The 8,401-nt window shown below is 68.9% G+C and carries 10 protein-coding genes and 1 pseudogene; 2 read left to right on the plus strand and 9 right to left on the minus strand.

Going from position 1 to position 8,401, the window contains the following annotated elements; all coding sequences use genetic code 11:
- Positions 1 to 4: 4 nt before the first annotated feature.
- Positions 5 to 850: a sugar phosphate isomerase/epimerase family protein gene (locus tag GA0115259_RS14020; RefSeq protein ID WP_176732542.1), complete on the plus strand. Its 846-nt coding sequence runs from the start codon at positions 5 to 7 to the stop codon at positions 848 to 850.
- A 44-nt stretch (positions 851 to 894) separates the two neighbouring features.
- On the opposite strand, the gene GA0115259_RS14025 is transcribed toward GA0115259_RS14020, so the two are convergent.
- The 4 genes from GA0115259_RS14025 to GA0115259_RS14045 all read right to left on the minus strand — a co-directional run bounded on the left by GA0115259_RS14025 (position 895) and on the right by GA0115259_RS14045 (position 4,526).
- On the minus strand, positions 895 to 1,488 hold the full coding sequence (locus tag GA0115259_RS14025; RefSeq protein ID WP_093596008.1) for a GNAT family N-acetyltransferase: 594 nt from the start codon (positions 1,486 to 1,488) through the stop codon (positions 895 to 897).
- A gap of 245 nt (positions 1,489 to 1,733) precedes the next feature.
- Positions 1,734 to 2,594: an ABC transporter ATP-binding protein gene (locus GA0115259_RS14035; protein WP_093596011.1), complete on the minus strand. Its 861-nt coding sequence runs from the start codon at positions 2,592 to 2,594 to the stop codon at positions 1,734 to 1,736.
- Between the two features lie 2 nt (positions 2,595 to 2,596).
- Positions 2,597 to 3,616, minus strand: coding sequence for an ABC transporter substrate-binding protein (locus GA0115259_RS14040; RefSeq protein WP_093596014.1), 1,020 nt, complete (start codon positions 3,614 to 3,616; stop codon positions 2,597 to 2,599).
- An 82-nt stretch (positions 3,617 to 3,698) separates the two neighbouring features.
- On the minus strand, positions 3,699 to 4,526 hold the full coding sequence (locus GA0115259_RS14045) for an ABC transporter permease (RefSeq protein WP_093596017.1): 828 nt from the start codon (positions 4,524 to 4,526) through the stop codon (positions 3,699 to 3,701).
- A gap of 304 nt (positions 4,527 to 4,830) precedes the next feature.
- Between GA0115259_RS14045 and GA0115259_RS14050 the strand changes: the two genes are divergently transcribed.
- A complete protein-coding gene (locus GA0115259_RS14050; protein WP_093596020.1) occupies positions 4,831 to 5,886 on the plus strand; it encodes a substrate-binding domain-containing protein in 1,056 nt (351 codons plus the stop codon).
- A gap of 42 nt (positions 5,887 to 5,928) precedes the next feature.
- Here the strand turns inward: GA0115259_RS14050 and GA0115259_RS14055 are convergent, their stop codons facing one another.
- The 5 genes and pseudogenes from GA0115259_RS14055 to GA0115259_RS40275 form a co-directional block, all read right to left on the minus strand.
- Positions 5,929 to 6,468: a GAF domain-containing protein gene (locus GA0115259_RS14055; RefSeq protein ID WP_093596023.1), complete on the minus strand. Its 540-nt coding sequence runs from the start codon at positions 6,466 to 6,468 to the stop codon at positions 5,929 to 5,931.
- Between the two features lie 23 nt (positions 6,469 to 6,491).
- The gene (locus tag GA0115259_RS14060) at positions 6,492 to 7,175 is read right to left on the minus strand and encodes a GTP-binding protein (protein ID WP_093596026.1); all 684 of its coding nucleotides are present in this window, start codon (positions 7,173 to 7,175) and stop codon (positions 6,492 to 6,494) included.
- Positions 7,153 to 7,524 carry a DUF742 domain-containing protein gene (locus GA0115259_RS14065; RefSeq protein ID WP_093596029.1) on the minus strand — a complete coding sequence of 124 codons (372 nt, stop codon included), beginning with the start codon at positions 7,522 to 7,524 and terminating at the stop codon, positions 7,153 to 7,155. The genes GA0115259_RS14060 and GA0115259_RS14065 overlap by 23 nt, the downstream gene beginning before the upstream one ends.
- A gap of 2 nt (positions 7,525 to 7,526) precedes the next feature.
- A complete protein-coding gene (locus GA0115259_RS14070; RefSeq protein ID WP_093596032.1) occupies positions 7,527 to 7,964 on the minus strand; it encodes a roadblock/LC7 domain-containing protein in 438 nt (145 codons plus the stop codon).
- 7 nt (positions 7,965 to 7,971) lie between these two features.
- Positions 7,972 to 8,401, minus strand: a pseudogene (locus GA0115259_RS40275) (hypothetical protein); the annotation flags it as partial.

The raw sequence follows: 8,401 nt of genomic DNA on the forward strand, positions 1-8,401 counted from the left end.
GGGCATGGGTACGGCGGTGGCGTCGGCGACCGCCGCCAATGCCGCCACCCATGGGACCACCACCTATGGCGCAGGCGCCGCAGGCCGCTGCCCGCGGCGGCGCATACCGCCGTCCGGGATCGGTATGCACCTCTACACCATGCGCACACCGCTCGCGACGGACTTCAAGGGAACGCTGGAGCGGCTGGCGGAGATCGGTTACGCGACGGTCGGTGTCAGCGGCAGACACGGCCACAGCGCGGCCGACATCCGGCGGATGCTGGACGAGACGCGGCTCAAGGCCGTGCTCGAACATGTCGCCTACACCACGGTCACCGGCAGCGGACTGCCTCAGGCGATCGAGGACGTCCGCACACTGGGCGGCAAGTGGGTGGTGGTGCCGAGCCTGCCGGCCGGGATGCACTCACCGGCCGGATACCGGGAAGCGGCACGGCAGTTCAACGCGGCAGGGCGCGTCGCCCGGGAGTCCGGGCTCAAGGTGCTCTTCCACAATCACGACGGCGACCACAGTGTGATCGACGGCGAGAGTCTGTACGGCATCCTGCTCAAGGAGACCGATCCCGAGCTGGTGGGCTTCGAGCTGGATCTGTACTGGGCGGCGAAGGGCGGGGACGATCCGGGCCGGCTCTTCGTCGAACACCGCAACCGGTTCCCGGCGCTGCATGTGAAGGACATGGCGCCGAACGGTGATTTCGAGGACGTCGGCTCGGGAGTGCTGGACTTCCCGGCGATGTTCGACACGGCGCGCAGCGGCGGTGTGCGGCAGTGGCTGGTGGAGCACGACGCACCGGCCGATCCGTTCGCGTCCGCGCTGAACAGCTACCGGTATCTGTCGCGGCTGCGGTACTGAGCCAGGATTGATCGGTCGGCTTACGGTGTGGGTCCCGGCCGCTGTCACACGGCGGCCGGGACCGGCCCGAGGTCCTGGGAGTTCCCGAGGTGCTTGGGGTTCCCGAGGTCCTTGTAGAAGAAGGTGGTCGGGCGGAGCGTCCCGCCCGGGTCCGCGGCATGGCCGGGAACCACTCCGATCACGGTCCAGCCCGCCGAACGGTAGAGCGTCTCGGCAGGGCTGCCGGTCTCGGTGTCGAGCAGCAGCAGCGTCACGCCCGCCTCGGCCGCGGCCTCCTCCGCCGCGGTGAGCAACGTACGCCCGAGCCCTTTCCCACGCGCGTCGCGGTGCACCATCAGCTTGACGATCTCGGCGCGATGGCGGGCGTTGGGCTTGTCCGCGAAAGACACACCGACGGTCCCCACGATCCGTTCGCCGTCCCGGACGATCCGTACGGACAGCCGTCCCTCCCGTACCGCGGTGGCCTGCGCCCGCCACCATCGCGCCGCTGTCGCCCGGTCCAGCGGATGGAGAAAGCCGATGGAGGCGCCGCCCGCCACCGTGTCGAGCATCAGATCGGCCAACGCGTCGGCGGCGTCGAGCAGTTCGTCGGCGCAGAGCCGTATCGCCTCGGGCACATACGTAGGACCGGCGCTCATGGCTGGACCACCACAACGGCGCACCGGACCGGCTCAGGCCCCGGACAGCGAAAGCGCGTAGGACCCCAGAGCCGTATCCACAGACAGTCGCTCGCGTTCATGGGCGAGCGGCGAGCAGCTCGTCGACGAGGCCGGCGCCGGGGGCAGTACCGAGGCCGGCGCCGGGAGTGTTTCCTTCGGTCTCACTTTCTCTCACCTACAGAACGATATCCCGCATCCGGGATGCGCCACGGATCGCCCCGGGATCAGTCCTGGGCCGAGGCCGCGCCCAGCAGTCCCCGGATATGTCCGGCCGCCTCGCGGAATTCGGGCCGTCCCAGCGTCTCCGTATAGTCGCGCTCGGGCGGCAGTCCGACATCGATGATCTCGGTGATCGTGCCCGGGCGCGGGCTCATCACCACCACCCGGTCGGCGAGATAGACGGCTTCCGAGATGGAGTGCGTGACCAGCAGCACGGTGGTGCCGGTCTCGCGCCAGATGCGGTTCAGCTCCATGTTCATCTGCTCGCGCGTCAGGGCGTCGAGCGCGCCGAACGGCTCGTCCATCAGCAGTACGGGCGGCTCGTGCAGCAGAGCGCGGCAGAGCGCGACACGCTGCTGCATACCGCCGGACAGCTCATGCGGATACGCGTCCTCGAAGCCGGAGAGCCCGGTCATCGCGATCAGTTCGTCCGCACGCGCACGGGCCCGCTCGCCCGGCATCCGGCGCATCTCCGCCTGGAGCAGGATATTGCGCCGGGCGGTGCGCCACTCCAGCAGCGCGGCCCGCTGGAAGACATAGCCGATGTCGTGCCGTGGCCCGTCGACCCGGTCGCCGTGCAGCCGTACGGCGCCCGCGGATGCCCGGAGCAGGCCCGCGACCAGTTTGAGCAGCGTCGACTTGCCACAGCCCGAAGGGCCGACGATGGCGACGAACTCGCCCGGCGTCACATCGAGGGACACCTCGTGCAGGGCGGTCACATCGCGCTTCTTCGTCCGGAAGCGGACGGCCACATCCTCAAGGCCGACGGCCGCCGCCGACCCTCCTTCGGCCGCCGTCTCTCCGCCGGTCACCGGCCCTCCCTCGGCCGGCCCGGCAGCCTTCCGCAACGTCAAGTCCCTGGCCATCGTCATCCCTTCAGCGCCGTGCCGCTGTCCCAGTACTCCGCGACCGGCTTCGGGCTCTTCACCAGATCGGCCTCGGTGAAGACATCGATGGTCTGCTGCCAGTCGCTCTCGGTGTTGACACCGGGCGCCTTGCCCTGTGTCGCGTCGGTGTGCAGCAGTGTGAGTGTCGTCCTGAACTGTTCCGAGAGCACACTCTCGGGCGGCAGTTGCTCCGAAGCGCCCTCCATCGCCGCGACGGCCGGCTCCGGCGCCTTCTCGGCCGCGGCCCAGGACTCACTGACGGCCTGGACCATACGCCCGGCCAGTTCGCTCCTGCCGGAGAGGATCTCCCGGCCCGCGATCAGACCGTTGGAGTAGAAGTTGAGACCGTGCTCCGAGAAGCGCAGATACGAGACCTGCTTCTTGGCCTTGTCCTGCATCGTCGGGCCCTGGTCACTGGCATAGCCGAGCAGCGCGTCCGTCTTTCCCGAGATCACCGCGGCGATCTTGCCCGCCGGATCGGTGTTCTGGATCCTGACGTCCGACTCCTTGAGGTTGTTCTTCGCCAGGAAGATCGGGAAGGTCTTGCTCAGCGCGTCACCGGCCGTGCCCGCGATGGTCTTGCCCTTGAGATCGGCGGGTGCCCGGACGTTCTCGCTGTCGAAGAACTGCACGGAGGACGGTGTGGTCTGGAGGAAGACACCGAGGCTCTTGACCGCGATGCCCTGGTCCACTCCGCTGAGCACGGCGGGTGTGTCGGCCCAGCCGAAGTCGGTCTGTCCCGCGCCGGTCGCCTGCACGGTCTTCTGCGAGCCCTGGCCCGCGCGGATCGTCAGATCGATGCCGTGCTTCTCGAAGATCTTCTGCTGCTTGCCGTAGTAGAACGGCGCGTGTTCGCCGTACGGATACCAGTTGAGTGTCAGCGTCACCTTGTCGAGCTTCTTGCCCGATTCGCTGGTGCTGGTGCCCGAGCCGTCCTCGCCGCAGGCGGTGGCGACCAGGAGCAGCGGTACGAGGCCGATCAGGAGTCTGCGCGCATGCATGGCTGGCCCTTCCCGGAACGGGGTCGAGTCGAGACGAGACGGAGCGGGACAGAACGGACGGGACGGAACGGGACGGTAAGCGTCAGTAGGCGGTGGTGACATTGCTGTCGCGGCGGCTGGCGTGCCACGGCAGCAGCAGCTTCTCGGCGATCTCCACCAGGACGAAGAGGACGACGCCGATCAGTGACATGACGAGCAGTCCGGCGAAGAGCATCGGAGTGTCGAGATTGCCGTTCGCCTGGAGGATCACATAGCCGAGCCCTTCGTTCGCGCCCACGAACTCCCCGACGACCGCACCGGTCACCGCCAGTGTCACGGCGACCTTCAGCCCGGAGAAGAGATGCGGCAGCGAGGCGGGAAAGCGGATCTTGGCGAAGGTCTGCCAGGACTTCGCGCCCATGGTCGCGGAGAGCTGGAGCATCTCCGGATCGACCGCCTTCAGCCCGGTGACCATCGAGATCACCACCGGGAAGAAGGCGATGAGCACGGCGATCAGGATCTTCGGTGTGATACCGAAGCCGAGCCACACCACGAACAGCGGCGCGATGGCGATCTTCGGCACGACCTGGGCGAACAGCAGGATCGGATAGAGCGTCTTCTCGACGGTCGAGGAGTAGACCATCACCACCGCCGCGAGCACTCCGACCGCGACGGCGATCGCGAAGCCGAGCAGCGTCTCATAGGTCGTCACCCAGGTGTGCTGCCAGAGATAGCCGGCCTTGCCGGTGAGCACATCGAGCGTCGCGCCGGGCGAGGGCACGAGATACGGCTCCACCAGCTCGGCCGCGGCGATGATCCACCACACGACGAAACAGGCGCCCAGCAGCACGACGGGCCGCCAGCCCGCCTCCACCACGCGGCCGAACCGCTCGCCCGCGCCCGGTCTGCCGCGTTCCGCGACTCCCGCCACATCCTTGGCCGTTGCCGGTGCCGACCCCGAAGCCGGACTCGGTGCTGGTGTCGGTACGACGCTCTGGCTCACAGTGAACTCCTCGGGAAATCCGGGTAGTTACAAGAGCGGTGCTCCCCGACAGCGCTTTCAGAAAGCGCTTTCTGGTAGGGTGATCGCCACGCTAATGACTGCCCGTCCGTACGGTCAATAGGTCGTCCCGAACTTTCGGGGTCCGCAGGTTCTCCTCGGGCACCGCCGCCACCGCCGCCGCGACCTGGGGGTCGAGTTGAGTGAGTTGAGTGAACGGGAAGCACAGACCCATGTGACGCTGGACGCCGTGGCCCGCCGCGCGGGTGTCTCCCTGGCGACCGCGTCCCGAGCGCTGAACGGCACGGCGCGCGTCCGTGAGGAGCTGCGGCAGCGGGTGCGCACCGCGGCCGATGTGCTCGGCTATATCCCCAACGCCCATGCCCAGGCCCTTGCCAGCGCCTCCAGCAACACCGTCGGTGTCATCTGCCACGATGTGGGCGATCCCTACTTCGCCGCGATCGCGGGCGGTGTGATGCGGGCCGCCGCCGAGCAGGACGTCCTGGTCATGCTCGCCAGCACCTTCCGCGAACCGGCCAAGGAGATCGCGTATGTCTCGGTGCTCCGCGCCCAGCGCGCCCGTGCGATCCTGCTCATCGGTTCGGGCTTCCAGGACCCTGCCTGGGAGCGGAGGCTGGGCGCGGAACTGGCGCCGTACATCCGCGCGGGCGGCCGGGTCGCCGTCGTCAGCCGCCATCGCAGTCTGCGCACGGACGCCGTGCTGCCAGAGAACCGCGCCGGAGCGGCCGATCTCGCCCGCGCTCTGCTGGGCCTGGGGCATCGGGAGTTCGCCGTACTGAGCGGTCCGCGTGAACTCACCACGGTCGCCGACCGGTTGGCCGGATTCCGGGAAGGGCTGATGGAGGCCGGGATCACGCTCGGCGCGGGATCCGTGGTGCACGGCGCCTTCACCCGTGAGGGCGGCTACGCAGCCGCGCGGGAACTGCTCGTACGGTCCGGTCCTTCCGCCCGGCCCACCTGTGTCTTCGCGGTGACCGATGTGATGGCCGTCGGCGCGCTGGCCGCTTTCCGCGAGGCGGGCCTACGGGTCCCGGAGGACCTCTCACTGGCCGGCTTCGACGACATCCCGCTCGTACGGGAGCTGACTCCGCCGCTCACGACCGTCGCCCTGCCGCTCACCACGATGGGCGAGAGCGTGATCTCGCTCGCGCTGCGCGAGCCGCGCGGAACACGCTCACGGGTGCTGCGGGTAGGCGGCGAGGTGGTCCTGCGCGCGAGTACGGCGCCTCCGCCGTCGCGCACCATCTCGCCTTTCTGGGAGTCCTGTTGACGGGTCGTCACATAAGATGCCGGGGTAGTGGATCAAGCGGCATCAGATCAGGCCGACCTCCCTGCGGTGGATCCGTGCCATCAGCTCCGCGGCATACGACTTGATGGTGTCCAGTCCCGAACGGCCCCAGCGCCGCGGCTCGGTGTCGATCACGCAGACGGTGCCCAGCGCCAGTCCCGTACGGTCCGTACGGTCCATGAGCGGCGCTCCCAGATAGGAGCGGATACCGATCTCGTCGACGAGCGCGTTCGCGGCGAACCGTGGGAAGTCCTGTACGTCCTCCAGCACCAGCGCCCTGCGCCGTACCACCACATACGGGCAGTAGCCGAGGTCCCTGGCCATGAACCGGCCGTCACCGGCGCCGGGCGGAGCGTGCAGCCCGGCGAAGAACTGGCGTTCCTCGCCGATGAAGTTGACCATCGCGTACGGAGCGCCGGTCAGCTGCGCCAGCTCCCGTGCGAAGGCGTCGAAGACCGGCTCCGGACGCTCGCCGAGACCGAGCTCGCGCAGCCGCACCACACGCTCGGGCGCGTCCCGGTCGACCGGAGTGAGAAGCAGGCGTCCGATCGGGTCGTACTGCATGCCCGTCCTCCGTGGTACCCGCGTCATTCGACCGGAACAGGCGACAGAGCCGAAGCCGAAACCGGGGACAGAGCCGGTGACGATGGCCGCGCCGGTGACGGCGGCGGTGACGCCGACGCCGACGAGGTGAGGAGATGCTGAACGAGCGTGACCAAGGTCTGGATACCGGAGCTGGCGATACGGGCGTCGCAGAGCACGATCGGCACCTCCGGTCTGAGGTCCATGGCGGCCCGTACCTCCTCCGCGCCATAGCGGTAGGAGCCGTCGAACTCATTGACGGCGACGACGAATCCGATGCCGCGCTGCTCGAAGAAGTCCACCGCGGAGAAGGAGTAGTCCAGCCGCCGGGTGTCGGCCAGCACGACCGCGCCGAGCGCGCCTCGCGACAGTTCGTCCCACATGAACCAGAAACGCTCCTGGCCCGGTGTGCCGAAGAGATAGAGCACATGACGCTCGTCCAGCGTCATCCGGCCGAAGTCCATGGCGACCGTGGTCGCCGTCTTGGTCTCGACGCCCGTCAGATCGTCGGTCGCCGCGCCGACCTGGGTCAGCAGCTCCTCCGTACTCAGCGGCGCGATCTCACTGACCGCTCCCACGAAGGTGGTCTTGCCGACGCCGAAACCGCCCGCGACAAGGATCTTCAGCGCGGTGGGAAAGGGCCGGGAAGAGGGTTCGGGGAGGGCTTCAGAGCTGTCGTCGTAGGCCATCGAGCACTGCCTCCAGCAGGAAACGGTCGGTGGGGTGGTCAAAACTGTCGGGGGGTCGTGCGGTGATCGCCCCGCAGTCCACCAGATCGGAGAGCAGGATTTTGGTGACCGACGCCGGGAGACCGAGATACGCCGCGATCTCCGCCACCGAGATCGGGCCCCCGCAGAGGCCGACAGCCTGGGCATGCTCGGGCCCGAGATCCGGTGGAGGCACCAGCCCGGTGGCCCTCACCAGTGTCAGCAGATCGAGTGATGTCGTGGGCCGGGTCCGGCCTCCGCTGACGGTGTACGGGCGGATGAGCCGGCCGGCCGCGCCGTCGAGCAGAGGCCCTTCCTTCGGGACCGGCACGGTCAACGGCCCAGGGCGCCCGGGGCGGAGCCGGCGGTCTGTCTCAACGGAGTGGCCAGATACGGCCGTACGCTCTTGACCAGCATGGCCATCTCGTAACCGAGCACCGCGGCATCCGCCTCACGTCCCGCCAGTACGGCGAGACAGGTGCCCGAGCCCGCCGTGGAGACGAAGAGCAGAGTCGAGTCCAGCTCCACCACGACCTGACGGACCTCGCCGCCGTCCCCGAAACGCACTCCGGCGCTACGGCCCAGGGAGTACAGACCTGAGGCGAGGGCGGCCATGTGGTCGGCGCTGTCGGTGTCCATACCGTGCATGGATCTCACCAGGCCGTCGGCGGAGAGCAGCACCGCGCTGCGGGTGTACGGGACACGCTGGACCAGACCGCTCAACAGCCAGTCGAGGTCCGAGACATGGCCGGTCGGCACATCGCTCGCCATGGTGCATCTACTCCTTGGAAGTGGTGTCGTGGCGCTGCGGTTCCGGCTGTTCGGACTGCTCCGGGGAGTGCGCCACGGGCTGGGACTCGGCGAGACCGATGCCTCGTCGGAAGGCGGCCATCAGCCCGGGATCATGGAGCGCGGGCTCGGCGGCGGGCGGTGGCGGAGGCCCGTCCCGCAGCTGTGGGACAAGGTGCTCCTGGCCACGGCGCTTGGGCAGTTGGGGCCTGCTTCTGTTGGCGCGGATCGTGCCGTCGTCGGCGGGTTCGGCCGATGGGACAACGGGCGAGGCGGTTGGCTCCACCGGAGTGACAGGACGTCTGCGGTGGCCGTGGCGGGCGCCGGGACGCGCGGCGGCGGGCGTGGGCCGGTCGGTCTGCGCGCCACGTACGGGCAGCGGGACAGGCCCTGTGGGCGCGGGAGGCGCGGCTGAGGCG

Origin of the sequence: Streptomyces sp. MnatMP-M17 (genome assembly GCF_900091995.1) — a bacterium.
Classification (GTDB): domain Bacteria; phylum Actinomycetota; class Actinomycetes; order Streptomycetales; family Streptomycetaceae; genus Streptomyces.

Coding starts and splice junctions, on each gene's coding strand:
- GA0115259_RS14020 (WP_176732542.1), top strand. CDS start 5: ATGGGTACGGCGGTGGCGTCGGCGACCGCCGCCAATGCCGCCACCCAT.
- GA0115259_RS14025 (WP_093596008.1), bottom strand. CDS start 1,488: ATGAGCGCCGGTCCTACGTATGTGCCCGAGGCGATACGGCTCTGCGCC.
- GA0115259_RS14035 (WP_093596011.1), bottom strand. CDS start 2,594: ATGGCCAGGGACTTGACGTTGCGGAAGGCTGCCGGGCCGGCCGAGGGA.
- GA0115259_RS14040 (WP_093596014.1), bottom strand. CDS start 3,616: ATGCATGCGCGCAGACTCCTGATCGGCCTCGTACCGCTGCTCCTGGTC.
- GA0115259_RS14055 (WP_093596023.1), bottom strand. CDS start 6,468: ATGCAGTACGACCCGATCGGACGCCTGCTTCTCACTCCGGTCGACCGG.
- GA0115259_RS14060 (WP_093596026.1), bottom strand. CDS start 7,175: ATGGCCTACGACGACAGCTCTGAAGCCCTCCCCGAACCCTCTTCCCGG.
- GA0115259_RS14070 (WP_093596032.1), bottom strand. CDS start 7,964: ATGGCGAGCGATGTGCCGACCGGCCATGTCTCGGACCTCGACTGGCTG.